The sequence below is a fragment of the Pseudotabrizicola sp. L79 genome (assembly GCF_036553525.1).
In the GTDB taxonomy this organism is placed as follows: domain Bacteria; phylum Pseudomonadota; class Alphaproteobacteria; order Rhodobacterales; family Rhodobacteraceae; genus Pseudotabrizicola.
Window position 1 is genome coordinate 336,989 of the sequence record NZ_JAZHDA010000053.1, and the last position, 25,382, is coordinate 362,370.

General features: G+C 61.3%; 29 protein-coding genes. 16 read left to right on the forward strand and 13 right to left on the reverse strand.

The features are described 5' to 3' along the window. Window positions 1–5: 5 nt before the first annotated feature. Window positions 6–1,385 carry a trypsin-like peptidase domain-containing protein gene (locus tag V3C85_RS16555; RefSeq protein ID WP_331796483.1) on the reverse strand — a complete coding sequence of 460 codons (1,380 nt, stop codon included), beginning with the start codon at window positions 1,383–1,385 and terminating at the stop codon, window positions 6–8. A 150-nt stretch (window positions 1,386–1,535) separates the two neighbouring features. Here V3C85_RS16555 and V3C85_RS16560 point away from each other — a divergent pair, with 150 nt between their 5' ends. Together V3C85_RS16560 and V3C85_RS16565 are read left to right on the forward strand one after the other, a co-directional pair. Next, on the forward strand, window positions 1,536–2,153 hold the full coding sequence (locus V3C85_RS16560) for a hypothetical protein (protein WP_331796484.1): 618 nt from the start codon (window positions 1,536–1,538) through the stop codon (window positions 2,151–2,153). A 5-nt stretch (window positions 2,154–2,158) separates the two neighbouring features. Beyond that, a complete protein-coding gene (locus V3C85_RS16565; protein WP_331796485.1) occupies window positions 2,159–4,201 on the forward strand; it encodes a caspase family protein in 2,043 nt (680 codons plus the stop codon). 10 nt (window positions 4,202–4,211) lie between these two features. Here V3C85_RS16565 and V3C85_RS16570 read toward each other — a convergent pair whose 3' ends face one another. After that, complete coding sequence (locus V3C85_RS16570; protein ID WP_331796486.1) at window positions 4,212–4,787, reverse strand: DNA-3-methyladenine glycosylase I; 576 nt, start codon at window positions 4,785–4,787, stop codon at window positions 4,212–4,214. Window positions 4,788–4,894: 107 nt separating this feature from the next. Between V3C85_RS16570 and V3C85_RS16575 the strand changes: the two genes are divergently transcribed. From V3C85_RS16575 to V3C85_RS16585, 3 genes are all read left to right on the forward strand, one after another. Next, window positions 4,895–5,731, forward strand: a complete 837-nt coding sequence (locus V3C85_RS16575) for an EAL domain-containing protein (RefSeq protein WP_331796487.1) — start codon at window positions 4,895–4,897, stop codon at window positions 5,729–5,731. Window positions 5,732–5,853: 122 nt separating this feature from the next. Further along, the gene (locus V3C85_RS16580; RefSeq protein WP_331796488.1) at window positions 5,854–7,026 is read left to right on the forward strand and encodes an acetyl-CoA C-acetyltransferase; all 1,173 of its coding nucleotides are present in this window, start codon (window positions 5,854–5,856) and stop codon (window positions 7,024–7,026) included. 122 nt (window positions 7,027–7,148) lie between these two features. Beyond that, window positions 7,149–7,874 carry a beta-ketoacyl-ACP reductase gene (locus V3C85_RS16585; protein WP_331796489.1) on the forward strand — a complete coding sequence of 242 codons (726 nt, stop codon included), beginning with the start codon at window positions 7,149–7,151 and terminating at the stop codon, window positions 7,872–7,874. A 55-nt stretch (window positions 7,875–7,929) separates the two neighbouring features. Here the strand turns inward: V3C85_RS16585 and V3C85_RS16590 are convergent, their stop codons facing one another. Then, window positions 7,930–8,070, reverse strand: a complete 141-nt coding sequence (locus V3C85_RS16590) for an RSP_7527 family protein (RefSeq protein WP_331796490.1) — start codon at window positions 8,068–8,070, stop codon at window positions 7,930–7,932. Between the two features lie 165 nt (window positions 8,071–8,235). Between V3C85_RS16590 and yddG the strand changes: the two genes are divergently transcribed. Beyond that, a complete protein-coding gene (gene yddG, locus V3C85_RS16595; protein WP_331796491.1) occupies window positions 8,236–9,102 on the forward strand; it encodes an aromatic amino acid exporter YddG in 867 nt (288 codons plus the stop codon). A gap of 10 nt (window positions 9,103–9,112) precedes the next feature. On the opposite strand, the gene V3C85_RS16600 is transcribed toward yddG, so the two are convergent. The 3 genes from V3C85_RS16600 to V3C85_RS16610 form a co-directional block, all read right to left on the reverse strand. Next, complete coding sequence (locus tag V3C85_RS16600; RefSeq protein ID WP_331796492.1) at window positions 9,113–9,280, reverse strand: YdcH family protein; 168 nt, start codon at window positions 9,278–9,280, stop codon at window positions 9,113–9,115. 100 nt (window positions 9,281–9,380) lie between these two features. Next, window positions 9,381–10,136 carry a tRNA1(Val) (adenine(37)-N6)-methyltransferase gene (locus V3C85_RS16605; protein ID WP_331796493.1) on the reverse strand — a complete coding sequence of 252 codons (756 nt, stop codon included), beginning with the start codon at window positions 10,134–10,136 and terminating at the stop codon, window positions 9,381–9,383. Then, window positions 10,136–10,351, reverse strand: coding sequence for a putative signal transducing protein (locus V3C85_RS16610; protein ID WP_331796494.1), 216 nt, complete (start codon window positions 10,349–10,351; stop codon window positions 10,136–10,138). The genes V3C85_RS16605 and V3C85_RS16610 overlap by 1 nt, the downstream gene beginning before the upstream one ends. A 53-nt stretch (window positions 10,352–10,404) precedes the next feature. Here V3C85_RS16610 and V3C85_RS16615 point away from each other — a divergent pair, with 53 nt between their 5' ends. Further along, on the forward strand, window positions 10,405–11,406 hold the full coding sequence (locus V3C85_RS16615; protein WP_331796495.1) for a polyprenyl synthetase family protein: 1,002 nt from the start codon (window positions 10,405–10,407) through the stop codon (window positions 11,404–11,406). On the opposite strand, the gene V3C85_RS16620 is transcribed toward V3C85_RS16615, so the two are convergent. The 4 genes from V3C85_RS16620 to V3C85_RS16635 form a co-directional block, all read right to left on the reverse strand. Continuing rightward, window positions 11,399–12,229 carry a 4-(cytidine 5'-diphospho)-2-C-methyl-D-erythritol kinase gene (locus V3C85_RS16620; RefSeq protein WP_331796496.1) on the reverse strand — a complete coding sequence of 277 codons (831 nt, stop codon included), beginning with the start codon at window positions 12,227–12,229 and terminating at the stop codon, window positions 11,399–11,401. The genes V3C85_RS16615 and V3C85_RS16620 overlap by 8 nt on opposite strands. Then, window positions 12,219–13,928 (reverse strand): tetratricopeptide repeat protein, encoded by a 1,710-nt coding sequence (locus V3C85_RS16625; RefSeq protein ID WP_331796497.1) that lies wholly within the window; start codon window positions 13,926–13,928, stop codon window positions 12,219–12,221. Before V3C85_RS16625 ends, V3C85_RS16620 begins: the two co-directional genes overlap by 11 nt. A 108-nt stretch (window positions 13,929–14,036) precedes the next feature. Continuing rightward, the gene (locus V3C85_RS16630) at window positions 14,037–14,468 is read right to left on the reverse strand and encodes a hypothetical protein (protein ID WP_331796498.1); all 432 of its coding nucleotides are present in this window, start codon (window positions 14,466–14,468) and stop codon (window positions 14,037–14,039) included. After that, window positions 14,468–16,117, reverse strand: a complete 1,650-nt coding sequence (locus tag V3C85_RS16635) for an electron transfer flavoprotein-ubiquinone oxidoreductase (protein WP_331796499.1) — start codon at window positions 16,115–16,117, stop codon at window positions 14,468–14,470. Before V3C85_RS16635 ends, V3C85_RS16630 begins: the two co-directional genes overlap by 1 nt. Before the next feature lie 276 nt (window positions 16,118–16,393). On the opposite strand from V3C85_RS16635, the gene greA reads away from it, so the two are divergent. Together greA and V3C85_RS16645 are read left to right on the forward strand one after the other, a co-directional pair. Beyond that, window positions 16,394–16,864: a transcription elongation factor GreA gene (greA, locus tag V3C85_RS16640; protein WP_331796825.1), complete on the forward strand. Its 471-nt coding sequence runs from the start codon at window positions 16,394–16,396 to the stop codon at window positions 16,862–16,864. Window positions 16,865–16,889: 25 nt separating this feature from the next. Beyond that, window positions 16,890–17,903 (forward strand): hypothetical protein, encoded by a 1,014-nt coding sequence (locus tag V3C85_RS16645; protein ID WP_331796500.1) that lies wholly within the window; start codon window positions 16,890–16,892, stop codon window positions 17,901–17,903. Between the two features lie 2 nt (window positions 17,904–17,905). Here the strand turns inward: V3C85_RS16645 and V3C85_RS16650 are convergent, their stop codons facing one another. Continuing rightward, complete coding sequence (locus V3C85_RS16650) at window positions 17,906–18,862, reverse strand: L-threonylcarbamoyladenylate synthase (protein ID WP_445942034.1); 957 nt, start codon at window positions 18,860–18,862, stop codon at window positions 17,906–17,908. A gap of 108 nt (window positions 18,863–18,970) precedes the next feature. Between V3C85_RS16650 and V3C85_RS16655 the strand changes: the two genes are divergently transcribed. The 5 genes from V3C85_RS16655 to V3C85_RS16675 all read left to right on the forward strand — a co-directional run bounded on the left by V3C85_RS16655 (window position 18,971) and on the right by V3C85_RS16675 (window position 23,057). After that, the gene (locus V3C85_RS16655; protein ID WP_331796502.1) at window positions 18,971–20,683 is read left to right on the forward strand and encodes an acyl-CoA dehydrogenase; all 1,713 of its coding nucleotides are present in this window, start codon (window positions 18,971–18,973) and stop codon (window positions 20,681–20,683) included. 74 nt (window positions 20,684–20,757) lie between these two features. Continuing rightward, complete coding sequence (locus V3C85_RS16660) at window positions 20,758–21,702, forward strand: MBL fold metallo-hydrolase (RefSeq protein WP_331796503.1); 945 nt, start codon at window positions 20,758–20,760, stop codon at window positions 21,700–21,702. Further along, window positions 21,684–22,178: a DUF6173 family protein gene (locus V3C85_RS16665; protein WP_331796504.1), complete on the forward strand. Its 495-nt coding sequence runs from the start codon at window positions 21,684–21,686 to the stop codon at window positions 22,176–22,178. The genes V3C85_RS16660 and V3C85_RS16665 overlap by 19 nt, the downstream gene beginning before the upstream one ends. Before the next feature lie 100 nt (window positions 22,179–22,278). Then, window positions 22,279–22,413: an aa3-type cytochrome c oxidase subunit IV gene (locus V3C85_RS16670; protein WP_331796505.1), complete on the forward strand. Its 135-nt coding sequence runs from the start codon at window positions 22,279–22,281 to the stop codon at window positions 22,411–22,413. Window positions 22,414–22,445: 32 nt separating this feature from the next. Beyond that, on the forward strand, window positions 22,446–23,057 hold the full coding sequence (locus V3C85_RS16675) for a hypothetical protein (protein WP_445942039.1): 612 nt from the start codon (window positions 22,446–22,448) through the stop codon (window positions 23,055–23,057). Here V3C85_RS16675 and V3C85_RS16680 read toward each other — a convergent pair whose 3' ends face one another. Both V3C85_RS16680 and V3C85_RS16685 read right to left on the reverse strand, forming a co-directional pair. Further along, entirely contained in the window at window positions 23,058–23,363 is a 306-nt protein-coding gene (locus tag V3C85_RS16680; RefSeq protein WP_331796826.1) for an AzlD domain-containing protein, read from the reverse strand. A 14-nt stretch (window positions 23,364–23,377) separates the two neighbouring features. Then, window positions 23,378–24,088, reverse strand: a complete 711-nt coding sequence (locus tag V3C85_RS16685) for an AzlC family ABC transporter permease (protein WP_331796507.1) — start codon at window positions 24,086–24,088, stop codon at window positions 23,378–23,380. A 73-nt stretch (window positions 24,089–24,161) separates the two neighbouring features. On the opposite strand from V3C85_RS16685, the gene V3C85_RS16690 reads away from it, so the two are divergent. Then, the gene (locus V3C85_RS16690; protein WP_331796508.1) at window positions 24,162–24,755 is read left to right on the forward strand and encodes a GNAT family N-acetyltransferase; all 594 of its coding nucleotides are present in this window, start codon (window positions 24,162–24,164) and stop codon (window positions 24,753–24,755) included. A gap of 144 nt (window positions 24,756–24,899) precedes the next feature. Beyond that, window positions 24,900–25,325, forward strand: coding sequence for a large conductance mechanosensitive channel protein MscL (gene mscL, locus V3C85_RS16695; RefSeq protein ID WP_331796509.1), 426 nt, complete (start codon window positions 24,900–24,902; stop codon window positions 25,323–25,325). The last annotated feature ends 57 nt before the right edge of the window (window positions 25,326–25,382 follow it).

Sequence of the window (25,382 nt, forward strand, 5' to 3'; positions counted from 1 at the left end):
TCAGTTCAGAACACGACCACAGCCGGGTCAAGCACATTCGCATCACCCACAGGTCGCAAACCGGCGGCTGTGTTCCAAGGATCAAGCACCACATGCCGCGTGCGGCCATTGCGGCCCTGCACCAGCACGATGGCAGGTTCGGTCAGTTCAAGTCCACGCAGCGCCGGGGTGTCATAGGCCACACCGTTCACCATCAGAATACGGTCGCCTTCCACCAGCCCGGCCCAAAGCGCAGGCGAGTTTTCCAGCAGCTTGTCGATCCGCCCAGCCGCCCCCAGTTCCAGCCCCAAGGACTCGATCCGATAGCTGGCCTTGCGCGCGGCCTCTGACCCCGGCGCATTGCGCTGCAACAGCCCGGTTTCGGCTGCCTCGGCAAAGGCAACTGTCACCAGAACGGCCTGCCCCGCCCGCAAGATCGCAAGATCAGCCTCGCCCCGCGTTACAGCCGCTTCGATCAGAAAGGCAAAGTCGCCAGCCACTTCGATCACCACGCCATCCACCGCCAGGATCACGTCCCCCGGCTTTAGCCCGGCCCGTTCGGCCATGCCACCGACAGCGACGTCTTCGACCAGCAATCCACCTGTCGAGACGCCCAAGGCAGCGGCAATCATTCGGTCAATGGGGCGCATGCGGAAATCCATCTTGGGAAAGGGCGGCAGCTCTTCGGCAATCAACATCGGCACGATCCGGGCCAGATCGTCAGCGGTGATCGCATAGGCGATGCCCACGAACATGCGGCTGCCATCGGCAATGCGGGTGTTCATGCCCACCAGCAAGCCATTGGCATCCACCAATGCACCGCCCGATGATCCGGGGTTTACCGCCGCATCATGCTGCACCAGACGCACCGGCACTGCGGTTTCCACCTGCCGCGCTGCTGCCGAAATCTGGCCCTTTGTCAGCGTGAATTCCAGCCCCAGCGGCGCCCCCAAGGCCCAGACAGCCTGCCCAAGGCTAGGCGCTGCCCCAACGACAAACCCCGCCATACCCCGGAACCTGTCGCCCAAGGCGACCAAGGCCACGTCGCGCACCTCATCACGGGCAATCACAACGCCCACGTCCTCGCGGCCCTGGCTATCCACCAGCCGCACCTCGGCCGCCTTGCCCACCACATGGGCCGCTGTCACCGCCACCTCGGCCTGTTCGCCCCACAACAGGGCCGAACCCAAAAACCGATCCGCGTTGTCAGCACTGCGCACGACCAAGACCTTCTCCATCGCGGTCTCCATGACCCCCGGCGCCAGTTCGGCAGCCCTTGCAGGCGACAGGGCGGCAACCGAGGTCAGCACCACCAGCGCGGCCAGAACCTCAAGGAAGTAGCGATGTGCCCGAAACCGCATGGCGCGGGGGTGAAACTTGGAAACAGGTTGGTCAACGAACTTCATGGAAACCCTCCACAGCTTTGTTGACCAGACCCTAGCAGCGCCCTTTGCAAGGATCACATGACAAAGGCCGTCATGAAAAAAACATGCGTTTACAGGGAAAAACACACAGGGCACTCTGACCCTGATCTCGTTTTGCCCGAAAGGAAGACCATGCGCCTTTCTCTTGCCCTTTGTCTTTGCCTTGCCTCGCCCGCAATTGCCGAACAGCCAAGCGCTGTGAAAACAGCCGCGCTGTCGGCCCAGTTGTTTGCCACCGGCACCAGTTTGCAAGACCCGCTGCTGATGCTGTCGGCGGCCAAGCTGCGCAAGATGTTGAACCCGACAGAAACCACCCGCACCGCCGAAGGCGCCAGCGCAGGGGCCGTGGACAGCCCGCTGACATGGCAAGACATGCTGGCCGCAGCCGAGCCGCTGGCCGCCGGCGACGATACGATGCTGGGGCTGATTGACGACATCCGCGCAGAAACCACCAAAGGCGTCGCCACGGGCCCGGTCTATAACATCGGCACGCTGGCCAATGGCCGGTCTGACACCTATCCGAAGATTGACTTCATCGGTGGCGAATATGCCGAGATCTATGTCGAGGCCAAAGGCGCGACCGACCTGAACCTGAGCGTGACGGATGCACAGGGCCGCCTTGTCTGTTCCGATACGGATCGCAGCCACATCGCCTATTGCGGCTGGCGGCCTGATCGGACCGAAGCCTATCAGATCCGCGTTGAAAACCGTGGCCCCAACGGCGTGAATTACGCCCTGATGACGAATTGATGCCCATGCGCAATCTTATGCTTTCAACGGCCCTTGCCTTGTTCGGCACGCAGGCCTTTGCCGAAAACCGCGCCTTGCTGATCGGGGCCAATGAATACCCCAATCTCAAGCAGGATTTCTGGCTGAAAGGCCCGTCAAATGACGTCAAGCTGGTTGAGACGTATCTGACGACGGCCGCACCGGTGCCCTTTGCGCCCGAAAACGTCACGGTTCTGGCCGATGGCCTGCCCGGCAAACAGGCCCCCACGCTGGCGGCCATCCGCACTGCCTTTGCCGATCTTGCACAGCAGGCGCAGGCAGGTGATTTCATCTATCTGCATTTTTCGGGCCATGGCTCGCAGGCACCTGCGCTGAACCCAGAAACCGAACTGGATGGCTTGGATGAACTGTTCTTGCCCGTTGATATCGGCCCGTGGAACGACAGCATCGGCACCGTTGAGAACGCGTTGGTTGATGACGAAATCGGCCAGATGATCGATGCGATCCGGCAAAAGGGGGCCAATGTCTGGGCGGTGTTCGACTCGTGCCATTCCGGCACCGTCACCCGCGCCGCCCCTTCGGGCGACGAAGAGGTGCGCACCCGCCAGCTTCCGCCCGAAGCCCTTGGCCTGCGGTCAGAAGACATGCAGACCGCCACCCGCGCGCTGCCGCAAGCTGACCCACGCGCCAAGCCAGAGGCCCCAGTGGATGCAACAGGCCCGGCCAGCGGCAGCTTTACGGCGTTTTTCGCGGCCCAGACCAATGAGGTGACGCCGGAAAAGAACCTGCCAAAGGGCAAGCCCAACCGCGTGCCGCAGGGCGTGTTCACCTATACCTTGTTTGAAACACTGGCCGAATACCCCAACGCGACCTATGGCCAACTGGGGCAAGAGGTTCTGCGCAAATACGCGGTCAAGAACCTTGCCCGTTCAACCCCGCTGTTCGAGGGTGATCTGGATCGCGTGGTGTTTCAGGGCACTGCAGGCGAACGTGTGGCCCAATGGCCCGCCACGGCCGAAGGCCCCAACTTTACCATTCCCGCCGGCACTTTGCATGGTCTGGCACAGGGGATGGAGCTGGCGATCATGCCCAATGCCGCCGCCCCGCTGGACGAAAGCCTCGGCCGCGTGACCCTGACCAGCACCGACACATTCACAGCCACCGGGACAGCCCCGGCAGATCTGCCGCGCGGCGCCTATCTGCGGCAGGTGGAACAGGCGGTCGATTACAGCCTGACCGTGGCGCTGCCCCAGCCAGGCACCGCCCCGGCAGATGCCTTGGCCGATGCTTTGTCGGTGCTGCAAGACATCACTGGCCCGCGCCTGAACTTCGTCGCCGCCGGAGAGCCCGCCGATCTGCGCCTTGCCGTGCTGCCAGAAAGCCCCCGCCCCGATGCGCTGTGGGTGCTGCCCGAAACCGGGCTGGCCGAAGATCTGTCGCAAACCCCGTCCGTCTCGACGGCGGACAAGACACCCGATCTGCTGGCCGAAACCCTTGGCGATACGCTGAACACCATGGCCCGCGCGCTGAACCTGTTGCGCCTTGGCGATGCCGTTGGTCAGGGCAGTCTTGATGTCGAGGTCGAGATGCTGACGCGCCAGGGCAAGGGTCAGCCGCTGGTGCCCCTGTCGCGCAATGATGTGCCGCGCCTGATCCCGAATGACGAAGTGCATGTTCTGGCACGAAACAACATGGATCAGCCTGTCGATGTGAATGTGCTGTATGTCGCCGCCAATTACGAAATCAGCCACTGGTTCGCAGGCCGTCTGCAACCGGGCGACGCCTTGAAACAAGGCCTGTTCCGCATCTCGGATGACGTGTTGGGTGCCGAACGCATGGTGGTGGTCATGACGCCGGCCCAGCCGCAAAGCCCGGTCGAAGATCTGTCCTTTCTGGCCCAGGATGCGCTGGAACTGACCCGTGGTGTTGCGGGCGGGCTTGAGGCGGCTTTGCGCGACGCGGGCTTTGGTGCCGTCACCCGCGGGGCAATCGCGCTGGATGCCGAAGATGACAGCGGCCCCGCGCCCGGCATCATCCAGATCGAATTGCGCACCGTTCCTGCGGGGTAAAGGCCACCTTTCAGGCCAGTTGTGCCACCCGGTCATGTGACGGGCAGGTCACCAGATGGTCATTCACCATCCCGGTGGCCTGCATGAACGCATAGGTGATCGTTGGCCCACAAAAGCTGAATCCCGCGCGTTTCAGGGCCTTGGACATTGCCTGCGATGTCGGGGTCTGCGTGGGCACTTCGGTCATGCTTGCAAATCGGTTCTGCACGACTCGGCCCTGCTGAAACTGCCAAAGAAAGCGGGAAAAGCCCTCGCGTTCCTCAATGTTCAGATAGGCCTGTGCGTTCTTGATCGTGGCTTCGATCTTGCCCCGATGCCGCACGATTCCGGCATCTTGCAGCAATCTTTGCACATCATCTTCGCCCCAACTGGCAATCTTGACAGGATCGAAACCGGCGAATGCCGCCCGAAATGCATTTCGCTTTTTCAAGATCGTGATCCAGCTCAGGCCGGCCTGAAACCCATCAAGGATCAGCTTTTCCCACAGCGCCCGCCCGTCCCACTCGGGCACGCCCCACTCATGGTCATGATACTGCACATAAATTTCATCTTCCCCACACCAAGGGCAACGCGCGTCACCGGCCATGACCACTCCTTGAACCAACTGCGCCAATTTAGAACTAAATGTGAATTTTAACACAAGATTCACGGACGAGGGGCAGCTTAATAGGGTCTATCGTGGGGGATGGCCTGATGCTGGAATACAAAAAACGCCGCGCTGATGTAGATTGGGGGGATTCCAATCCCTTGGCCTTTACAATTTATGAAAACGACCGGCAGACCATGTCCATGGTCAAGGAAGCCTTGTCAGAAGGTCGGGTTCTTCTGGCCTATCAGCCCGTTGTCATGGCTGTGCAGCACAAAAGGATCGGCTTTTACGAAGGTCTGATCCGGGTTCTGGACAAGACTGGCCGCCCCATCCCCGCAAGGGCCTTTATGGGGGCCGTAGAGGCCCATGAAATCGGCCGCGAAATTGACTGCGCCTCGCTCGCACTCGGGCTGCGCACACTTGAACTGCATCCCAGCATCCGGCTTTCGATCAACATGTCGGCCCGATCTATCGGCTATCCGAAATGGGTGCGCATCCTGCGCCACTATCTGGCGACCGAGGCGACTTTGGGCGAACGGCTGATCCTGGAAATCACCGAAACATCGGCCATGCAGCTGCCTGAAATCGTTGGCTCTTTCATGCGGCAATGGCGGGCAAAGGGGGTGTCTTTCGCGATGGACGATTATGGCTCGGGTCATATCTCGATCCCGCAGCTTAAGGCCTTTGACTTTGATATTCTGAAGATTGATGGCAAGCTTACACGCAACATCCACAAAGCCACCGAACATCATGATGTGACGGCCGCACTTTTGGCCGTTGCCAAACAATTCGACCGCCTGTGTGTCGCCGAAGCCGTCGAAACCGCAGAGGATGCCCGATGGCTGACGTCCCTTGGGGTCGATATGCTGCAAGGCTATGCGTTTGGTGCCCCCACTGTGAAACCGGATTGGCTGTCAACTCCCTCCAGGAAATCTGCCTGATGCAAGCTGCCGCTGCGTCAATCAAGACGCGCAAGAATCTTGCGCTTCGGCAATTTGGGGCTTAGGTCGAAAGGGCAAGCGGGGCACCGCGTCCCGTAACCTTGGCCAAGGGAGAGGACTATATGACCAATGTCGTAATCGTCGCCGCAGGGCGGACTGCTGTTGGCAGTTTCAACGGATCATTCGCGAACACACCCGCACATGACCTTGGTGCCGCCGTGATTGAGGGTGTGATCGCCCGCGCCGGTATTGATAAGGCCGAAGTGGAAGAAACCATTCTGGGCCAGGTGCTGACAGCCGGTCAGGGCCAGAACCCCGCGCGCCAAGCGCATATCAAAGCGGGCCTTGCGAAAGAGGCAAGCGCATGGTCGCTGAACCAGGTCTGCGGCTCGGGCTTGCGGGCTGTGGCTTTGGGTGCCCAGCATGTGCAATTGGGCGATGCGCGTATCGTCGTTGCGGGCGGGCAGGAAAACATGTCCTTGGCCCCGCATGTGGCCCATCTGCGCGCCGGGCAAAAGATGGGGGATCTGTCCTTTATCGACTCGATGATCAGAGACGGGTTGTGGGATGCCTTTAACGGCTATCACATGGGCCAGACCGCCGAAAACGTCGCAAACCAGTGGCAAATCAGCCGCGACATGCAGGACGAATTCGCCCTCGCCAGCCAGAACAAGGCCGAAGCCGCGCAAAAGGCCGGCAAGTTCAAGGATGAAATCATCCCCTTTACCGTGAAAACCCGCAAGGGTGACACGGTGGTGGATGCCGACGAATACATTCGCCACGGCGCCACACTGGAAAGCATGTCGAAACTGCGCCCCGCCTTTGCCAAGGACGGGTCGGTCACGGCGGGCAATGCCTCGGGCCTGAATGACGGTGCCGCCGCTGTGCTGCTGATGACCGAGGAAGAGGCTGCAAAGCGCGGGCTTAAGGTGATTGCCCGCATCGCGTCATATTCCACGGCGGGGCTTGATCCGGCAATCATGGGCGTTGGCCCGATCTTTGCCAGCCGCAAAGCCCTGGACAAAGCCGGCTGGAAAGCAAGCGATCTGGATCTGGTTGAGGCGAACGAGGCCTTTGCCGCCCAAGCCTGCGCCGTGAACAAGGATATGGGCTGGGATCCTTCGATCGTGAACGTGAACGGTGGTGCCATCGCCATCGGCCACCCGATCGGGGCCTCGGGCTGCCGCATCCTGAACACGCTGCTGCATGAAATGGTGCGCCGCGACGCCAAGAAGGGCCTGGCCACCCTGTGCATCGGTGGTGGCATGGGTGTCGCGATGTGCCTGGAGCGCTGATCAGCGCCCGCTCTGGCAGATAACTCGCTGCGACTGCAAAATGGGCGCGCAATAATCTTGCGCGCCCTTATGCTTAGATATAACTAAGATTTCAATAAAGCCCAGAATCTGAGGAGAGAGACATGGCTAAGGTTGCATTGGTTACTGGTGGGTCACGCGGGATTGGTGCCGCGATTTCGGTGGCGCTTAAGGCCGCCGGGTATAAGGTCGCCGCCAACTATGCCGGCAATGACGAGGCTGCCGCCGCCTTTACCAAGGAAACGGGCATTCCCACCTATAAGTGGTCGGTCGCCGATTACGACGCCTGCGCCGCCGGGATCGCCAAGGTTGAGGCCGATCTGGGCCCGGTTGACGTGCTGGTGAACAATGCGGGCATCACGCGCGATTCGATGTTCCACAAGATGACCCCGCAGCAGTGGAAAGAAGTTATCGACACCAACCTGACGGGCCTGTTCAACATGACCCATCCGCTGTGGTCGGGCATGCGCGACCGCAAGTTTGGCCGGGTGATCAACATCAGCTCGATCAACGGGCAAAAAGGCCAAGCGGGTCAGGCAAACTATTCGGCCGCAAAATCGGGCGATCTGGGCTTTACCAAGTCGCTGGCCCAGGAAGGCGCACGCGCCGGGATCACCGTGAACGCCATCTGCCCCGGCTATATCGGGACAGAGATGGTGCGGGCCATCGATGAAAAGGTGCTGAACGAGCGGATCATCCCGCTGATCCCCGTTGGTCGCCTGGGCGAACCGGAAGAAATCGCGCGTTGCGTCGTCTTCCTTGCGTCAGACGATGCGGGCTTTATCACAGGCTCGACCATCAGCGCGAACGGCGGCCAGTTCTTCGTTTAACGCCCGTCAGCTTGCAAAAAAGAAAAGGCCACCCCACGGGGTGGCCTTTTTCATGTCAGGCATGTACTGCTGCGGCCTTGGGCTTGCGTGAAAACACGGCAAGCATTGATGCCAGCAAGTCCCGCATTGCTTCGGCGCGCAGTTGGCGGGCATGCGCCATGATTTTTTCGTGGTCGGTGAATTGCGTTTCAAACATTGGACTACCCTTGCAGAGTTGTCCTCCCTCCGACCAAGATGGCCCGATATCCCCAGATAGACAACCCAGGCACCTATGCAGATGCGGAATGTCGGCGCGCCCCCAACTGCAAGGCTTGCATCCAAGGGGTGGCTGTCATTAGGTGCACGAAAAGCAGGGGGCAGCATGAACAAGGCGACAGGCATCGGCTTTACGGCTGTTTTGATGTGGGCGCTGTTGGCCCTGTTTACCATCGGATCAGCCCCCGTGCCGCCGTTCTTGCTGAACGCATTGTGCTTTGGCATCGGCGGGACAATCGGCATCTTCTGGACGGCGCGAAAGGGCTTTGGCGTCCTGCGTGCGGTGTCGTGGAAGGTTTACGCCTTTGGCACTCTGGCCTTGTTTGGCTATCATGCCCTGTATTTCACAGCCTTCCGACTGGCACCTTCGGCGGAAACCGGGCTGATCGCCTATCTTTGGCCTTTGTTCATCGTGCTGTTTTCCGGCCTGCTGCCGGGCGAACGGCTGCGCGCCACCCATATCATGGGGGCGCTGATTGCCTTTGCCGGGGCTGCATTGATTGTGCTGGCCCGCGATCCGGGCGGAGAGGCAAATGCCCTTGGCCTGATCTTGGCCTTTTGCTGTGCGCTGACATGGGCCGCTTATTCGGTGCTGTCCCGCCGCCTGGGCGATGTGCCCACCGAAAGCGTCACGGTGTTTTGCCTCGCCACCGCGGCCTTGTCGGCTGTTGTGCATTTTGCTTTTGAAGAAACCCTGTGGCCTATGGGCACGATGGGGTGGCTGTCTGTCGCGGCGCTTGGGGCTGGCCCGGTCGGGGCGGCCTTTTTTACTTGGGACATCGGAATGAAAAAGGGCGACATCCAATTTTTGGGGGTCGCCTCATACGCGGCCCCATTGCTGTCTACACTGGCACTGGTGGCAGCAGGGCTTGCCCCGGCAACCCTGACGTTGATCATCGCCGCAATCATGATCACCGGGGGGGCGGCACTGGCGGCAATGGCCAGTGCCCGCAAAGGTCAGGACATCACCTGACAAAAAAACTTCAGGCCTGAGAAAGCCGGGTGATTTCTTCCTTGAGCTTCAGCTTTTGCTTTTTCAGATCAGCAATCCGCATGGCATCAGAGCCCGGGCTGCGCTGTTCTTGTTCCACCTTGGTCGAGAGGTGCTCATGCTTCCGGCGCAGTTCCTGCAAATGCGAAGCAACAGTCATGTCTTCCCTCCTGTGTTGTGTTCCAATGTAACGATTGCACCACAGGAATTGAGTCGTGTCGCCCCCAAAACCCCGCCGCGGCGCAGCATTCACAGCAAATTCAGCGAAAATGCGCCAAAAGGTCGGCGCCATGGCGCAAAACCGCGTTGGCAGCGGGGGTATAGCTTTCACGATCGCTGGAATGTTCGGCACCTTCGTGGATCACAAACGGTGCCAACAGACGAAACGCACCGCGCCCCCCCTTGCGCGCCTGCACCAGCACGCGGGCCGTGGCGCGCCCGACGCGGGGCTGCAAGGGCAAAACCGACACCGAGCCCAGCTTGTCGCGCATTCCTGCCAGAACGCTGGGCAAACCATCTGCGCCGCAAATCAGCGTCAGCCATCCCCCCGGCCCCAGCCGTCGCGCCCCGGCCTGCACCCAATCGGCCAAAGGCAATTCCACTTGCATGGCCCGCGCCCGCCCCTGAACGGGCGAGGCCGTGCCGCTGCTGTAATAGGGCGGGTTGGCGATAACATGATCGAAATTCACCCGCAAAGGCGGCGGCATCTGGGTGATGTCGCCGGTATGAACCTGAACCTCAACACCGTTGCGGGCCGCATTTTCACGCGCAAGGTCGGCATAATCGGGCTGCAATTCAACGCCGAACAGCCGCAGATCGGGCACCCGCCAGCCAAGGCACAGCGCGGCGGCACCCACCCCGCACCCCATATCCAACACCGATTCACCCGGCTTTGCCGCACAGGCCGCCGCCAACAAAACGGGGTCAGTGGCGGCCCGATAGCCACGGATCGGCTGCAACAACCTTAGTTTGCCGCTTAGAAACTTGTCGTCAGACAACTGATCCGGGGCAAACATCACAGCCCTGTAGGAATATCATTGTCGCGCAAAACGACGCTGGCAATGAAGTGATCGGCATCGCGCACCATCAGTCGGCGCGGCAAAATACCCAGTGACCCATCAAGGACACTCATGTGGACGTCCAAATCAAAGGTGGCTATACCCTCGCCCTGTAAGAGGGCCTGGGCATAAGCGATCAATGTCGGATCGGTGGTGCGCATCAACTCTTTCATGTCTCCAGATTTAAGACGCCACTGGGGAAAAGGCGAGAGTGGAGCATCGGGGAATGAGCTTGGACAACGCAACGCAAAAACCGCACGACCGCCTTGGGGCTTGGCTTGCCGCCGATATGCAGGCAGTCAACACCCTGATCCGCACCCGCATGGCCAGCGAACATGCGCCCCGCATCCCCGAGGTGACGGCCCATCTGGTCGAGGCCGGGGGCAAGCGCCTGCGGCCAATGCTGACCTTGGCGGCGGCCAGACTGTGCGGCTATGAAGGCCCCTATCATGTGCATCTGGCGGCAACGGTTGAATTCATCCATACCGCCACGCTTTTGCATGATGACGTGGTCGATGAAAGCAAACAGCGCCGGGGCCGGCCAACGGCCAATCTGTTGTGGGACAACAAATCCAGCGTTCTGGTGGGCGATTACCTGTTTGCCCGCAGCTTTCAGTTGATGACCGAAACCGGCAACATGCGGGTGTTGTCGATCTTGTCGAATGCTTCGGCCGTGATTGCCGAAGGCGAGGTCTTGCAACTGACAGCGGCCCAGGATCTGGCGACGGATGAGAAGATCTATCTGCAAGTGGTGCGCGGCAAGACGGCCGCTTTGTTTTCTGCCGCAACCGAAGTGGGTGGCGTGATTGCTGGCGCCCCGGAAGATCAGGTGCGCGCCTTGTTCGATTATGGCGACGCTTTGGGCATTGCCTTTCAGATTGTTGATGATCTGTTGGATTACGGCGGCACCACGGCTGCCATCGGCAAGAACACCGGCGACGATTTTCGCGAACGCAAGCTGACGCTGCCCGTGATCAAGGCCGTGGCAAAGGCCGATTCAGATGAGCGCGCCTTTTGGGTGAGGACCATCGAAAAGGGCAAGCAGGTGGATGGCGACTTTGAACAGGCGCAGGCCATCATGGCACGGCACGGCGCAATGGAGGAAGCCCGGCAGGATGCCTTGGGTTGGGCCGCCAAGGCCCGCACTGCGCTGACCGCTTTGCCAGATCACCCACTGCGTCAGATGCTGGATGAACTTGCCGGTTACGTCGTCGAACGGATCAGCTGAGCATCCGCGCAGCCACGGCCCACCAACCGGGCTGTGCGGCCTGAATGGCATGGGCGGCGGCACGGGCGGCCAGGCCATCGGCGAACAGGCCAAAGCAGGTCGCGCCCGAGCCTGACATCCGCGCCACCAGACAATCGGGTTGCTGACGGATCAGCGCCTTTGCCTGACCAATCACAGGGGCAAGGGCGGTTGCGGGTGGCTCTAGATCGTTGCGCTGCATCTGCACAAAATCCGCCAGTTCAGACACCGTGCCCAATCGGGGCAGGATACGCGGCATCGGGGCATTGTCTTTGCGCGTCAGGGCCTTGAACACGGCAGGCGTTGGCGCAGCCACGCGCGGGTTGACCAGAACCAACCACGCCTCGGGCAAGGGGGGGACCGGATCAAGCTGATCCCCCACCCCCGACATGCGCGCCGCACGCCCCTGCAAGCACACCGGCACATCAGCCCCCAGTTGTGTCACCACGGACCGTTCCGGCAAAGGCTGGCCGGACAGCCGCGCCAGAAGGCGCAAGGTGGCCGCCGCATCTGCCGATCCACCACCGATGCCGGATGAAACCGGCAAGTGCTTTTCCAGCGCCAAGGCCCCCTTGCCCCCCATCAGACGCGCAGCCCGCAGCACCAGATTGTCAGGCCCTGCCGTCAATCCATCCGCCATTGGCCCCGTCAGATGCAGGCCAAGGGGCAGGGTCATATCAACCGAAACCCGGTCGCCCACATCGGCAAAAACCACCAGGCTGTCCAGCAGATGATAGCCATCGGCCCGCTGCCCCGTAACATGCAGCGTCAGGTTGATCTTGGCCGGGGCAAATTCAGATATCATCAGGGGCAGTGATCAGGGGTGGCGCCCCCTCTTCAACCAGAACGGCATCCAGCCCAATCTCAAGTTTGCGGCGGATCCGGGTTGCATCCTTTTCCTCGGGGTCGAACGACAGCGCGCGGCGCCACTGAAACCGCGCCTCAAGCTGGCGACCAACGGCCCAATAGACATCGCCCAGATGGTCGGTCACCACCGGATCGACAGGCTCCAGCAGGCTGGCCCGCTCCATCGGCTCAAGTGCATCCTGATAGCGACCCAGCCGGAAGTAGGCCCAGGCAAGGCTGTCGATGATATATCCCGCATCGGGGCGCAGGGCGACGGCGCGTTCGATCAACTCCAGCGCCTCGTCCAGATTCGTGCCTTGATCGACAAAGCTGTAGCCCAGATAGTTCAACACCTGTGGCTGATCGGGGTTCAGGGCCAGGGCTTTGCGAAAATCAGGTTCGGCCTGATCCCACATTCCGGCGCGTTCATGGGCGACCGCGCGGGCATAGAACAGGCCCCAATGCCGCGCCTCGGGCTCTCCAACCAGGTTGATGGCCGCGGTATAGGCCGCGGCGGCCTCGGCGAACCGCTCTTCGCGGCGCAGCGCGTCACCGTAAGACATCTGCACCACGCTCAGATCAGGGAAACGCGTGCTCAGGGCTTGCAGGGCAGCAAGGCCTTCGTCCTTGCGCTCTAGCGCGAACAAGGTGCTGATCCGGCCCAGTTCTGCGGTGTAAAAGGCCGGGTGGTCGGGCGGGATGCGCCCGTAGGCTTCGGCCGCCAGCTCTTGTTGGCCCAACTGTTCCAGCAGACCCGCATTCAGCAAAACCGCCTCGGTATGGTCCGGACGCAGCGCCGTGGCTGCGGCGGCGTAAAGCAGGGTATAGGATGGCTCGGCCTCGCCGTTCAGTGCAATCGCCAGCGAAAACAGCACTTCGGCCATACCATCCTGCGCGGTTCTGACCGCATCAAAGGGCACCGTTTGCCCGGCAACAAGGGCTGCGCGCAGGGCCATCAGCTCTGGCTCTGGCTCATTGCCAAAAGACCGGTCCAGCAGGGCCAATGCATCGGCAGGGCGCTCTAGCTGGCTCAGGATCTGGGCGTGGGCGATCACACCCCGGCGGTTCACGATCAGTGGCCCCGCAGCCTCGCCCGACAAGATCTTGTCAGCGGTGCCAAAATCACCCACAGCCGCCAAAGCAAGGGCTTTGTGATACAGGCCAAAGGGCTTCAGGCCATCGGTTGCGGAAATCTCGTCAAAGCGGGTCACCGCCTCTGACATCTTGCCTTGCCCGAATTCGGCCCAGGCCAGCACCAGCTTATCCATCAGATTGCCGATCGACCGCTCGGGCGGTGCGGCCAACAGCCCAGCATAATCGCCGGCCTGAACGTCGCGCACCAAAAGCGCGATATTGGCGGCGATGCCCCGCCCGTTCAGCGCCACAAACCGATCTGCCGCCTCGGCGGCCAAGGCAAAATCACCCTGCCCGATCTGCGCCAGAACCAAGCCTTCCAGCAAGAACGTGTTGTCTTCATCCGCAAGCAAGGCACGGGTGAACCAATAGGCCGCATCGCGATACTGATAGTCAGACAGAGAGATCCGCGCCGCCAGATAGGCCCCCGGATCCCCATCATCACTTTGTGCCGCAACGGGGGCGCTGGTCAGCGACAGCCCCAGAACAAGGGCAAGGGCTGACTTAAGAAAGGGATAGGTCATCGAACACTCGGTCTCCGTGCCATGGGGCTGGGCAATGCGGTCAAGCTAGCCCCCGGCATAGGGCGAAGCAATGGCAACCACCCCCGAAAGCGCCAGATCGCGCTTTTGTCAGAACGCGCGCCACAGCCAGATCAGCGCAGCCGCCAAAATCGGCAGGGCGGCCAGCACGAGGGCAAGGTTGATCCAGTCGCGCACCGGGCGCGGGGTCAACAGCGGATAGCGCAAAGGCCAATCCCCGCGCCGGGCGGCCAGGGCCAGAGTGCTGACAGGCAAGGGCATCCGCACACCAAAAAGCGGCGCAATCGGCACAGGCCACCCAAAGCGCCCAGCCCTTTTGGCATCGCGGTGGTGAAAGGCGGGCTCATAGCCCGCCATGTCCACCTTGAAAGCCTTGGCATAGTCGGCCATCAGCGTCTCGGCCTTGGCCCCGTCAAGATCAAGCGCCGCAAAGATATCTGCCCGTTCCAGCACACCCAGCTTTCGCCCGGTGTGCTGTTCGATAAACAGCAGAATATCTTCGTCGCGCGGTCCGTTCTGCATCACATGTTCGGATAGTTCGGCCCACCCGCGCCTTGGGGCGTGGTCCAGGTGATGTTCTGGCTTGGGTCTTTGATGTCACATGTCTTGCAATGCACGCAGTTCTGGAAGTTGATGACAAAGCGCGGGTCTTTGCCGTCTTCGGCCACCACTTCGTACACGCCCGCCGGGCAATAACGTTGCGCCGGTTCGGCATATTTCGGCAGGTTGACCGAAATCGGGATCGACGGGTCTTTCAGCTTCAGATGCGCAGGTTGCGCTTCGTCATGGTTGGTAAAGCTGAAGGCGACGTTGGTCAGGCGGTCGAACGACAGTTTGCCATCGGGCTTGGGATAGTCGATCGGCTTGAAGTTCTTGGCCTCACCCGTGGCGGCGGCATCGGTCTTGCCGTGGCGCAGGGTGCCGAACAGGCTAAAGCCCAGCGTGTTCGTCCACATATCCAGACCACCGCCCACAAGGCTGGCGACCAGCCCGTATTTCGACCACAACGGCTTGACGTTGCGAACCTTTTTCAGATCCTTGCCAATCGCACCTTCGCGGACGTCCTGTTCATAGGCGGTCAGCTCATCCCCCGCGCGGCCCGCCGTGATGGCGGCATGGGCGGCCTCGGCAGCAGCCTTGCCCGACAGCATGGCATTATGGTTGCCCTTGATGCGGGGCACGTTGACCATACCCACCGAACACCCCAGCAGCGCCACACCGGGCACCACCATCTTGGGCATCGACTGATAACCGCCCTCGGAAATCGCCCGCGCGCCATAGGCCACGCGTTTGCCGCCCTTCAACAACTCGGCCACCATCGGGTGATGCTTGAAGCGCTGGAATTCCATATAGGGATAAAGATGCGGGTTTTCATAATTCAGGTGAACCACAAACCCGACATAGACCTGATTGTTCTCAAGGTGATAGATGAACGACCCACCACCCGCATTGCTGCCCAGTGGCCAGCCCATCGTATGGGTGACCGTGCCCTCACGATGTTTGGCGGGGTCGATCTCCCAGATCTCTTTCATGCCAAGGCCGAATTTCTGCGGGCAATGGCCTTTGGACAGGTCGTATTTGGCGATGACTTCCTTGGCCAGGCTGCCACGCACGCCCTCGGACAGGAACACATATTTGCCCAGCAGTTCCATCCCCGGCTCATAGCTGGGGCCCGGCTCGCCCGTGGCCGGATCACGGCCAAATTCCCCCGCGACCACACCGGCCACGCGGTTGCCGTCAAACACCAACTCGCTGCACGACATGCCGGGGAAAATCTCGACGCCCAGGCCCTCGGCCACGCCCGCCATCCAGCGGCACACATTCGCCATGCTGACAATGTAATTGCCATGGTTGTTCATCAGCGGCGGCATCGGCGCATTGGGAATGCGCACCTGGCCGGCGGGGCCAAGCATGTAGAAGTTGTCTTCCTTGACCGGCACCTTGATCGGCGCATCCATGTTGCGCCAGTCGGGCAGCAGGGCATCAAGACCCGATGGGTCAAGCACCGCGCCCGACAAGATATGCGCGCCAACCTCTGATCCCTTTTCCAGCACGACGACAGACAGGTTGCTGTCAAGCTGTTTCAACCGGATCGCAGCAGACAGGCCCGCAGGCCCGGCACCGACGATTACAACGTCATATTCCATCTTTTCGCGCACGATCTGGCTCATCGCTTGTCCTTCATGCGGGCTGATCGCCCGGTATCCCGTTTGAATTCGCTGCTTCTGTCATTGCCCTAAGGCAGGCCAAGGGTCAACCGTAACGCAACATCACGTTTCCGCATCGCAGCGTTACGGAAATATTCTTTCCCACTGGCGACAACCCGCCGCTTTCCAGCGCCATACCCCTTGCAATTGGCGGGCGCATCCGCTTGGGTAAACTCGCAACAAATGGGCCATGGCCCCCGGGTGCGGGGGCCGTGGTTCTTCTTTTCGTGGAAGATGACGATGGAAAAGATTCCGATGACCCGCTCTGGCTTCAACGCTTTGGACAGCGAATTGAAGACCCTGAAATCGGTTGAACGCCCCGCCGTGATCCGCGCCATTGCCGAGGCGCGCGAACATGGCGACCTGTCGGAAAACGCCGAATACCACGCGGCGCGCGAAAAGCAGTCGTTCATCGAGGGCCGGATCAAAGAGCTGGAAGGCATTTTGTCGCTGGCCGAAGTCATCGACCCGTCCAAGTTGTCAGGTGCGATCAAGTTCGGGGCCACGGTCAAGCTGGTGGATGAAGATACCGACGAAGAGAAAACCTATCAGATCGTCGGTGAAACCGAGGCTGATATCGAGCGTGGCCTGCTGAACATCCGCTCTCCCTTGGCCCGCGCCTTGATCGGCAAAGACGAAGGCGACAGCGTCGAGGTGAAAACCCCGGGCGGCGACCGCAGCTACGAAGTGTTGTCGATCCGCTATCTCTAAGGCATGTGCAAAGGATACCGGGGCAATGCCCGAACGCGATGACAATCAAGGTGATCTGGGCCTGAACCTCCCAGTCCAGGAATCGCGGTTTTCCCTGACCGAAGCGGTGGCCGCAGGGCTTGCCGTGGTTTGGGTGGCAGCTGTGCTGATCTATGTTTTCACCGCCCCCGAAGGCACGGGCACGCTGGGTCTGGTCATGACCCTGTTGGTGGTGTTCCTGCCTTTGGCGCTGATCTGGGCGGCGGTCACCACCCTGCGCTCGGTGCGCATTCTGCGGGCCGAAGCGGCGCGGCTGCAAACCTCGGTCGATGCGATGCGCAACGCCTATATCTCCAGCCAGCAATCCGGCGCCGCTTTGAAACCTTCGGTCGAGCGGCGGATCGAAGAACTGGCCCATGCGGCGAAACAGGCCGAAACGGCTTTGGCCACGTTTTCAACCCGGCGCGACACCGGGTTGTCGGTGGCCTCAGCCGATCGCAAGGCCGCTTTGGTGGCCCCTGTGCAATCTGCCCCGCCCGAAGAACAGCCCGGCCTGGCCCTTGGCACCCCGGCCGATGCCTTGCGCGCGCCGCTGTCGCTGGCCGATTTCATTCTGGCCCTGCAATTCCCGGAAAGCCCGGATGATAAGAACGGCTTTCGTGCCCTGCGCGCCGCGCTAGAGGATCGCGAAGTGGCCAAGCTGATCCGCGCCGCGCAAGACGTGCTGACGCTGCTCAGCCAAGAGGGCATTTACATGGATGACCTCAAGCCTGACCGCGCCCGCCCCGAGGTTTGGCGGCGCTTTGCGGCAGGAGAGCGCGGCAAGGGCGTGGCCTCTGTGGGGGGCATTCGTGATCGGTCGTCTCTGGCACTGACGGCGGGCCGTATGCGCGAAGACCCGGTGTTCCGCGATGCCGGCCACCATTTCCTGCGCACCTTTGACCGCATGTTGCAGCAGTTTGAACGCAATGCCACCGATGCCGAGATTGTCGAACTGGCCGATACCCGCACCGCCCGCGCCTTCATGCTGTTTGGCCGGGTGATGGGCGTGTTTGACTGACGCTAGGGCCGTGGGGCTGCGGCCCGGTTCAGACGATCATTGATGGCCCGGCCAAGGCCATGGTCGGGCACCGGCGCAAAGGCGATCTTGCCGCCCGGCCCTGCCAGTCGGTCAGCGTCGCGCAGCGTCTGAAACAGCGCCGCCGCCGCCTGCACCAGATCACCTGTGGCCGACAGGGTCAGGTGCGCGCCCCTGCACTCTGGCCCAAAGCCTATCCAAACCTCGCCATCCTGTGGCGCTTCGGCATTCAGGCGCACCGGCGCATCGGGGGCGTAATGGCTGGCCAACTGGCCCGGTGCATTGGGTTTATCGGCATGTCCACCCGCTGCAATCGGGCCCAACAGCGCCTCCAGCGCCTCGACCGGGATGCCCCCGGGGCGCAGCAGCGCAGGGGCGCCATCCAGCCCCAGAATCGTTGATTCCAGCCCGACGGAACAGGCGCCCCCGTCCAGCACGGCATCAATCTTGCCCCCCAGCCCCTCTTGCACATGCGCCGCCGTGGTGGGGGACACCTTGCCCGATGGGTTGGCCGACGGGGCCGCCAACGGCCCACCAAACGCCCGCAGCAGGCCCTGCGCCACCGGATGCGCGGGCATGCGCAGGGCAACCGTGGTCAGCCCCGCCGTCACCAAGGGCGACAGCCCCGCCGTGGCCCGCACCGGCAGCACCAGCGTCAGTGGCCCCGGCCAGAACTTTGCCGCCACCGCCTCGGCCCGCGCATCAAACAGGGCGATGTCGCGTGCCATGCCCAGATCGGCCACATGCACGATCAGCGGGTTGAACCTTGGCCGCCCCTTGGCCGCGAAAATCTGCGCCACCGCTGCGCCGTTTCGGGCATCTGCCGCAAGGCCGTAAACCGTTTCGGTGGGCATCGCCACCAGCCCACCTGCGCGCAAGATCGCCGCCGCACGGCCAAGGCCATGGTCATCGGGCACAAGAAGATGGGTTTCCATGGACATGTGACGTAGCGTAGGGCTTGAGTGGTCAGCCCCCATGGCTAACCTGTAAACTGTGCCAATAGACCCGACCGGCCCTTTTGCCAAGGCTGGCAGACTTTCGAGGATCAAATGCCCTACCGCGCGCCTGTTTCCGATTTCCGTTTTCTGCTTGATCATGTCGTCGGCTTTGATCAGGTCGCGAAAACCGACCGCTTTGCCGAAGCCACGCCGGAAACGGTCGAGGCGGTGCTGACCGAGGCAGGCAAACTGTCAGAAACCGTGCTGGCGGGGCTGAACCGGGCGGGCGACAAGACCCCCGCGCGGTTGGAAAACGGCGTTGTGCGCACCCCGCCCGGCTTTGCCGATGGCTATAAGGCCATTGCCGAGGGTGGTTGGGTCGCCATCGCGGCGGGGCAAGATCATGGCGGCATGGGCCTGCCCCTGACCGTAGCCAGTGCCGTGACCGACATGTTTTCCTCGGCCTGTCTGTCATTGCAACTGTGCCCGCTGCTGACCCAAGGCCAGATCGAGGCGCTGGAACACCACGCCAGTGATGCCTTGAAAGCCACCTATCTGCCCAAGCTGATCGCCGGAGAGTGGAACGGCACGATGAACCTGACCGAACCGCAGGCCGGATCTGACGTGGGGGCCCTGCGCTCTAAGGCCGAGCCGAATGGCGATGGGTCTTATGCAATCAGCGGCCAAAAGATCTACATCACCTGGGGCGATACCGATTTTCTGCCCAATACCGTGCATCTTGTGCTGGCCCGCTTGCCCGATGGCGGCCCGGGCACCAAGGGCATCAGCCTGTTCCTGGTGCCCAAATTCATCCCCGATGCCGATGGCAACCCCGGCAAGCGCAACAGCCTGCAAGTCGTCAGCCTTGAGCATAAGCTGGGCATTCACGGCAGCCCGACATGTGTGATGCAGTTTGACGGTGCCACCGGCTGGCTGGTTGCCCCCCCCCATGGCGGTATGGCGGCCATGTTCACCATGATGAACAACGCCCGCCTTGGCGTCGGCCTGCAAGGCGTGGGCATTGCCGAGGCGGCCTATCAACAGGCGCTGGATTACGCCAATGGCCGCGTGCAGGGCAAAACGCCCGAGGCGGGGCAGAAATCCATCATCGGTCATGCCGATGTGCGCCGCATGCTGGCCAGCATGAAGGCCGAGGTCTTTTCGGCCCGCGCAATTGGTCTTGCCTGTGCTGTGGCGATTGACATGGGCCATGCCACCGGCAGCGCCGAATGGAAGGCCCGCGCCGCCCTGCTGACCCCCATCGCCAAGGCCTATGGCACAGATGTCGGTGTGGCCGTCGCCTCGGAAGGCGTGCAAATTCATGGCGGCATGGGGTTCATCGAAGAAACCGGCGCCGCGCAATTCCTGCGCGATGTGCGGATCACCCCGATTTACGAAGGCACCAACGGCATTCAGGCGATGGACCTTGTCGCGCGCAAGATGATGGATGGGGGCGATGCGGCCTTTCGTCTGATCGGCGAGATTGAGGCCAATGCCAAGGCCGCCCGCGACGCGCTGCCTGATCTGGCCGAAGATGTCTGGGGGGCCGCCGAAACATTGCGCGAAGCGACCGAGGCGATGATTGCCCGCGATCTGAACGATCGTTTTGCCGGCGCCGTGCCCTATCTGCGCGCCTTTGCCCTGATCCTTGGGGCGCATTACCACCTGACCGCCGCGATGGCCGAGGCCGAACCCGGCGCGCGGCGCAAGCTGGCGCGGATTGCCATCAAGCGGCTGCTGCCCGACCATGCCGCCTTGCTGATCCAGGCGGCCGAAGGTGCAGACGATCTCTATGCCCTGTCGCCCGAGGATCTGGCGGCGTGAGCCTGATCCGCTTTCCTTTCGATGCCCCTCCGGGCCAAGGAACAGCGCTGGAAGTTTCGGAAGGCGTGCTTTGGATGCGCCTTCCGCTGCCCATGGCCCTTGACCATGTCAATGTCTATGCCCTTGACGATGGCGATGGCTGGACGCTGGTTGATACCGGGCTGAACAGCAAACGCGGGCGCGCAATCTGGGAAAGCCTGTTGTCAGGCCCACTTGCGGGCAAACCCGTGCACCGGGTGATTGTCACCCATCACCACCCCGATCACGTTGGCCTTGCCGGATGGTTTCAGGAACAAGGCGCCGAATTGTGCATGACACGCACAGCCTGGCTGTTTGCCCGCATGCTGACCCTGGATGAACAACCCCGCGCCACGCCGCAATCGCTGGCCTTTTACCGCGCCGCCGGCATGCCCGAAGATATGTTGCGCCAGCGGGCCGCGGATCGCCCGTTCAATTTTTGCGATGTCGTGCACCCCATGCCCGTTGGCTTTACCGCCCTGACCGAAGGCCAGCAGTTGCACATCGGGGGGCGGGATTGGACTGTGCATCTGGGGTCTGGCCACGCACCGGACCATGCCACCTTTTGGGCCGATGATCTGGTCTTGGGTGGGGATCAGCTTTTGCCGGGCATTTCGGCCAACATCGGGGTCTATCCCACCGAACCGGCCGCCGATCCCTTGGCCGATTGGCTGAACAGTTGCCGCCGCTTTCAGCCGCTTGCCACAGACAGCCAGTTTATCCTGCCCGGCCACAAACTGCCCTTTCACGGCCTGCCATTGCGCCTGCACCAGATGATCGAAAACCACGACTCGGCGCTGGATCGGCTGCGCAGCCATCTGCAATCGCCCCGCACCGCGCATGATTGCTTTCCTGCCCTGTTCAAACGCGAAATCGGCCCCGCCGAATACGGGCTGGCATTGGTCGAATCCGTCGCCCATCTGAACCATCTCTTGCGTCGGGGCGATGTTTCACGCCATCTTGGGCCGCAGGGGGCTTGGCTATGGCAGACGATCCGCTGACCGCAATCAGCACCAGCGCAGAAATCGCCGAAGACGCCGCCATGCCGCGCGCAGCAGCGGTGCATTCAGACCCGACGGCCCCAGCCAGTGCCGAACAAAAACCGTTGCCCAAAGCCATGGCCCGCCGACCCGTTGCCCAGAAAAGCGCCGCTGAATGGGCTTATGAACGCGTCATCCTTTATATCCGCAACTTTGAGGAACAGCTGGACAGCGCCCAAGAGGTTGCCATGGGCTTTGCCGGGGGGGATGCGGGTGTTTTGCAGATCGAAGGCGTGGGGTTTTTCGAACCCGATATCCTGACGTTTTATGGCCGCGATGAAGACGGGCTGAAAACGCAACTCATCCAGCATGTCAGTCAGCTGAACGTCGTCTTGCGGGCGATCCCCAAGATGGAACCCGAAGAACCTGCACGCCGCATCGGCTTTCGGCTGGAACAGCAATGGACAGGCGGCGATGCGGGTGATGGCTCGGTGTGAAACTCATATGTGACACACATCTTTGTCGCGCATCCGCCCTCGTGACAGGGGCGAATGAATCGGCTATGGCAGAAAAAAGCGACTTTGGAAGGGATGAAAAATGGCCGAACACAAGCATGGCAGCATGGATATCCGGGTGCAGGAAAAAACCTTTGCCGGTTTCATCAAGATGGTGACCTGGGGTGCCGCAATTTGCATTGGCATCCTTATTTTCATGGCGCTTGTGAACGCCTGATACTCTCTAGCCTGTCTGGAATGAATTGAATGATCCGCCTTTTCCTGGCCCTTGCCGTCGCGCTTACCCTTTCCGCTTGTGGGAGCGCAGAACCGAAATGGGCTTCGGATGAGGCGGTGGCGCAAGCACGCTATGTCCATAACGGGCCGCCCTCGATCACGCTTTACACGGTAACGGCGACACGGGATGGCAGTGGTGCGCATTCGGGTCTGCTGATCAATTCATCCGAACGTATCATCTTTGATCCTGCTGGCACATGGCATCACCCAAGGCTGCCAGAGCGCAACGACGTCCATTTCGGCATGACACCCAAAATGGTAGCCTATTATATCGATTATCATGCCCGAGAAACCTTTGACGTGTACGAGCAAACGCTTGAAGTCTCGCCCGAGACCGCGGCACTCATTGCCCAGCGCGCCAAGGCCTATGGGGCCGTACCAAAGGCACAGTGCACCAATTCGGTGTCTTCGATCCTGACGGGCGTTCCCGGATTTGAGGACCTGCCAAGAACATGGTATCCGACCAAGTTCATGAAGGCCTTCGGAGCGATGCCGGGCGTCAAGACGCGCAAATATACTGACGACGATACTGACAACAACCACGGCGTCTTGCTGGTGCAGGCCGATGATCCCAGATTGCAGTGATCACATCCACAGTAGGGTATAAAGCGTAACGCCACCCGCCAGAATGGCCCCGATCACGCTTCGGGTGGCGATACCCACCAACAGCGTTACACAAGCCGCCGCAAGCCGGGGCAGATCAGTCTGGCCGCCCGTTGCCGCGGGCCATAACACAGCGGGTGCCACAAGGCCGGGCAAGATTGCCACGGCAGTATAGCGCAGCGCCCGCCGCAAAGCGGCTGGCAGGGGGCGGTTGCCCAGCATGCCCAAGAACGAAAACCGGATCAGAAAAGTGCCAACGGCAAGCGCGGGCACGACAGTCCAGAACATGGCCGGATCAACTTTCACCGCGCAGCCCTCCGCTCCAGCACCACCTCTGCCGCGGCCCCGGCCGCCATTGCCAGACCGGCGGCAAGCAACAATCCAGATCCATAGGGCATGGCCGACAGCAACAGGGCCGCGACGATGGACACCACCGCCGCAATCACATGCGGCACACTGCGCAGCATCGGCGCGCAAATCGCCAGAAAGGTGATCGGCACCGCAAAATCCAGGGCATAGTCCTTTGGAATGGCCTGCCCGATCAACGCCCCCGCCAGTGTCGAACCAAACCACAGCGGCGCGATCGGGGTGACCGAGCCGAAGAAGAACGCCACTTTCTCGGCCAGGCTTTGGTTGGGGCGTTTTTCAAACTCTACCGTGCTGGCCGCAAAGCTTTGATCCACCAGAAAATAGGCCATCAGCGCCCGCATCCCCAAGGGCGCCGCCCCCAGATGGGGCGCCATCGCCACAGAATACATCACCATCCGCAGATTCACGGCCAAAGACGTCGCCAGCACCACCAGCACCGGCGCATCCTCTTGCATCAGTTGCAGGGCGGCAAATTGCGACGCCCCGGCAAAGACGCTGACCGAAAACAGCATCACCTTGGCCACATCCAAACCGGCCTCGGTCGCCACCACCCCAAACAGCAGGGCAAAAGGGGCCACCACGATAACAAAGGGTGACGAGGCAAGACAGCCGCGCAAAAAAGCTTTGGTTGTGGATTTCGACATGATCTGGGGTCTTTACCGCTGGGCCTCTACCGCTTAGGCATTCCGAATGGCAAGGGAAAGAGGGAAAGCCATCGTGCTTGTCAGACAAGGCCTTCCGCAGACCTATCGAGAAGATGCGGCACGGCTGTATTGGCAGGCCTTTGGCGGCAAACTGGGCCGCGTTCTGGGGCCTGAACGCCGCGCCGTTCCGTTTCTGGCGCGCGTTTTACGGGCCGACCATTGCCTTTATGTCACCGACGATCATGGCACCCTTTTGGGGATCGCTGGCTTCAAATCGCCGCTTGGCAGTTTTGCGGGCGGCGACAAGGACGATCTGCAAGCGGTTTACGGCAAATTTGGCGCGCTTTGGCGGCAAGGCGTGCTGCATCTTTTGCAACGTGACATCGACAATGAGCGTTTTCTTGTTGATGGCATCTGTGTCGAGCGCAGCTGGCGCGGGCAAGGCATTGGGTCAGCCCTACTTGACGCGCTGATCGCCGAGGCGCGGTGGCGCGGATATACGGCGGTGCGGCTGGATGTCATCGACGCCAATATCCGGGCCCGCGCCCTGTATGAACGGATCGGGTTCATGCCGTGGAAAAGCGAGACCTTGGGGCTGCTGCGGCATGTCTTTGGCTTTTCGCGGTCAACCACCATGATCTACGATCTATCGCCCGGCAAAGGCTAAGCGCGCCTTTTACTGCCGAGTCTTTCAAAACATTCCCCCTGCACCCTCGGACCAGTTCATGGCATATTGCCCGCGCCAAGCATCGGCTTACACAATCAAACGCGCGAATGTCGCAGCAGGCGACACATCAAAGGGAACAGTGAAATGATCAAAGAATTCAAAGATTTCATCGCCAGAGGCAATGTTGTTGACCTTGCGGTTGGTATCATCATCGGTGCGGCGTTCACCGCCATCGTCAACTCATTGGTGTCTGATCTGATCAACCCGATCATCGGCCTGATCACGGGTGGCGTTGATTTCTCGAACCTCTTTATTGATCTGTCCGGCACGGCCCCGGCCTCGCTTGCTGCCGCCAAAGAGGCAGGGGCACCCGTCTTTGCCTATGGGGCCTTTATCACCGCGGTGATCAATTTCCTGATCATTGCATGGGTCGTGTTCCTGATCGTCAAGGGCGTCAACCGCCTGAAGGAATCCACCGCCAAGAAAGAGGCCGAAGTGGCCGCAGCCGCCCCGGCAGGCCCAAGCGAGTTGGACATCCTGATGGAAATCCGCGACTCGCTGAAAAAGTAAAGCCCGCAAAATCAAAAGGCCCCGGCAGTGTCCGGGGCCTTTTTTGTTTAGGTCGCT

Bases quoted from the DNA above. Each gene is read 5' to 3' on its own strand.
- V3C85_RS16555 (WP_331796483.1), bottom strand. From the start codon at position 1,385: ATGAAGTTCGTTGACCAACCTGTTTCCAAGTTTCACCCCCGCGCCATG.
- V3C85_RS16560 (WP_331796484.1), top strand. From the start codon at position 1,536: ATGCGCCTTTCTCTTGCCCTTTGTCTTTGCCTTGCCTCGCCCGCAATT.
- V3C85_RS16565 (WP_331796485.1), top strand. From the start codon at position 2,159: ATGCGCAATCTTATGCTTTCAACGGCCCTTGCCTTGTTCGGCACGCAG.
- V3C85_RS16570 (WP_331796486.1), bottom strand. From the start codon at position 4,787: ATGGCCGGTGACGCGCGTTGCCCTTGGTGTGGGGAAGATGAAATTTAT.
- V3C85_RS16575 (WP_331796487.1), top strand. From the start codon at position 4,895: ATGCTGGAATACAAAAAACGCCGCGCTGATGTAGATTGGGGGGATTCC.
- V3C85_RS16580 (WP_331796488.1), top strand. From the start codon at position 5,854: ATGACCAATGTCGTAATCGTCGCCGCAGGGCGGACTGCTGTTGGCAGT.
- V3C85_RS16585 (WP_331796489.1), top strand. From the start codon at position 7,149: ATGGCTAAGGTTGCATTGGTTACTGGTGGGTCACGCGGGATTGGTGCC.
- V3C85_RS16590 (WP_331796490.1), bottom strand. From the start codon at position 8,070: ATGTTTGAAACGCAATTCACCGACCACGAAAAAATCATGGCGCATGCC.
- yddG (WP_331796491.1), top strand. From the start codon at position 8,236: ATGAACAAGGCGACAGGCATCGGCTTTACGGCTGTTTTGATGTGGGCG.
- V3C85_RS16600 (WP_331796492.1), bottom strand. From the start codon at position 9,280: ATGACTGTTGCTTCGCATTTGCAGGAACTGCGCCGGAAGCATGAGCAC.
- V3C85_RS16605 (WP_331796493.1), bottom strand. From the start codon at position 10,136: ATGTTTGCCCCGGATCAGTTGTCTGACGACAAGTTTCTAAGCGGCAAA.
- V3C85_RS16610 (WP_331796494.1), bottom strand. From the start codon at position 10,351: ATGAAAGAGTTGATGCGCACCACCGATCCGACATTGATCGCTTATGCC.
- V3C85_RS16615 (WP_331796495.1), top strand. From the start codon at position 10,405: ATGAGCTTGGACAACGCAACGCAAAAACCGCACGACCGCCTTGGGGCT.
- V3C85_RS16620 (WP_331796496.1), bottom strand. From the start codon at position 12,229: ATGATATCTGAATTTGCCCCGGCCAAGATCAACCTGACGCTGCATGTT.
- V3C85_RS16625 (WP_331796497.1), bottom strand. From the start codon at position 13,928: ATGACCTATCCCTTTCTTAAGTCAGCCCTTGCCCTTGTTCTGGGGCTG.
- V3C85_RS16630 (WP_331796498.1), bottom strand. From the start codon at position 14,468: ATGCAGAACGGACCGCGCGACGAAGATATTCTGCTGTTTATCGAACAG.
- V3C85_RS16635 (WP_331796499.1), bottom strand. From the start codon at position 16,117: ATGAGCCAGATCGTGCGCGAAAAGATGGAATATGACGTTGTAATCGTC.
- greA (WP_331796825.1), top strand. From the start codon at position 16,394: ATGGAAAAGATTCCGATGACCCGCTCTGGCTTCAACGCTTTGGACAGC.
- V3C85_RS16645 (WP_331796500.1), top strand. From the start codon at position 16,890: ATGCCCGAACGCGATGACAATCAAGGTGATCTGGGCCTGAACCTCCCA.
- V3C85_RS16650 (WP_445942034.1), bottom strand. From the start codon at position 18,862: ATGTCCATGGAAACCCATCTTCTTGTGCCCGATGACCATGGCCTTGGC.
- V3C85_RS16655 (WP_331796502.1), top strand. From the start codon at position 18,971: ATGCCCTACCGCGCGCCTGTTTCCGATTTCCGTTTTCTGCTTGATCAT.
- V3C85_RS16660 (WP_331796503.1), top strand. From the start codon at position 20,758: ATGCGCCTTCCGCTGCCCATGGCCCTTGACCATGTCAATGTCTATGCC.
- V3C85_RS16665 (WP_331796504.1), top strand. From the start codon at position 21,684: ATGGCAGACGATCCGCTGACCGCAATCAGCACCAGCGCAGAAATCGCC.
- V3C85_RS16670 (WP_331796505.1), top strand. From the start codon at position 22,279: ATGGCCGAACACAAGCATGGCAGCATGGATATCCGGGTGCAGGAAAAA.
- V3C85_RS16680 (WP_331796826.1), bottom strand. From the start codon at position 23,363: ATGTTCTGGACTGTCGTGCCCGCGCTTGCCGTTGGCACTTTTCTGATC.
- V3C85_RS16685 (WP_331796507.1), bottom strand. From the start codon at position 24,088: ATGTCGAAATCCACAACCAAAGCTTTTTTGCGCGGCTGTCTTGCCTCG.
- mscL (WP_331796509.1), top strand. From the start codon at position 24,900: ATGATCAAAGAATTCAAAGATTTCATCGCCAGAGGCAATGTTGTTGAC.